The following is a 1,305-nucleotide window of genomic DNA, read 5'->3' on the forward strand; positions in this document are numbered from 1 at the left end:
CGCCGCGGCTGATCCGCCGCGCCGCTCAGGCCGCCAGCGCCGGCACGGCCGGGGTCGAGCCCGGCGCGGGCTCGTCCCGCAGCGCCGGGCAGTGCTCCGGCGTCGGGTGCTCGCTGATCGCGATGACCTCGTCGAGGCGGTCCCGTGCAGCCTCGAGCTCGGCGAGCTGCGCCGTGATCCGGTCCCGCTCGGCGACGAGGAGCGCGAACGACTCCGCCGTCGCCACGCCCGCGTCCACGCACGGCAGCAACTGCACGATCGTGCGGCTCGGCAGCCCGGCGGCGAACAGCTGCTGGATGAGCCGGACCCGCTCGACGGCGGGCACCGCGTAGGAGCGCTGACCGCTCGGCGTCCGGTCCGCCGGCAGCAGTCCCTGCTCCTCGTAGTACCGGAGCGACCGGACGCTCACACCCGTCGCCGCGGCGAGGTCTCCGATGCGCACGATCTCCTCCTTGCACCTGACATCCATGTGAGGTCTTAGCGTAGCCGAGCCGCTGCGGGAGGTGCCCGCTCGGCAGGAGGAACACCATGGACATCGCTGGATCGGTCGCACTCGTCACGGGCTCGAACCGGGGCATCGGACGACGGTTCGTGCAGCAGCTGCTCGAACGCGGCGCCGCCAAGGTCTACGCCACGGCCCGGCGCCCCGAACTGGTCGACATCGAGGGGGTGGAGGTGCTCCCCCTCGACATCACCGACCCGGCCTCGGTCACGGCGGCAGCTGCTGCGGCCTCCGATGTGACCCTGCTCGTCAACAACGCCGGGATCACCACGCAGGGCTCGCTGCTCACGGACGACCTGACCGACGTGCGTCGCGAGCTGGACACGCACTTCTGGGGCAACCTCGGCATGGTCCGGGCCTTCGCCCCGGTGATCGAGGGCAACGGCGGGGGCGCGATCGTGAACGTCCTGTCGGCGCTGTCCTGGTTCGCCTACCCGGGCTCGGGTGGGTACGCGGCCGCGAAGGCCGCCGAGTGGAACATGACGAACGCCGTCCGGCTCGAGCTGACCGGCCGGGGCGTGACCGTGCAGGGGCTGCACCTCGGAGCCGCCGACACCGACATGATGGCAGGGTACGAGGGTCCGAAGGTCGACCCGGCAGAGGTCGCCCGGCTCTCCCTCGACGGTGTGGAGCGGGGCGCGGCAGAGGTCGTCGTCGACGACTGGAGCGCAGGGGTGAAGGCGTCGCTCGCGGACGCGCCGGAGCGGTTCTACGCGCAGTTCGCGTGATGCGACGAGCGTGACGCGAGGAGCGTGACCAGGCGGCGGACGGGAGGCACGGTGCCGGTCCGCACCGTGCCTCCC

At 72.6% G+C, this 1,305-nt stretch carries 2 protein-coding genes; one reads left to right on the top strand and one right to left on the bottom strand.

Features of this window, described 5'->3' with window-relative positions; all coding sequences use genetic code 11:
- Window positions 1-25 precede the first annotated feature (25 nt).
- Window positions 26-442 carry a MerR family transcriptional regulator gene (locus Q7F20_RS18575; protein WP_305741533.1) on the bottom strand — a complete coding sequence of 139 codons (417 nt, stop codon included), beginning with the start codon at window positions 440-442 and terminating at the stop codon, window positions 26-28.
- Between the two features lie 86 nt (window positions 443-528).
- Between Q7F20_RS18575 and Q7F20_RS18580 the strand changes: the two genes are divergently transcribed.
- Window positions 529-1,230, top strand: a complete 702-nt coding sequence (locus tag Q7F20_RS18580; protein WP_305741534.1) for an SDR family oxidoreductase — start codon at window positions 529-531, stop codon at window positions 1,228-1,230.
- Window positions 1,231-1,305 lie beyond the last annotated feature (75 nt).

The sequence above is a fragment of the Curtobacterium sp. A7_M15 genome (genome assembly GCF_030705415.1).
Classification (GTDB): Bacteria; Actinomycetota; Actinomycetes; order Actinomycetales; family Microbacteriaceae; genus Curtobacterium.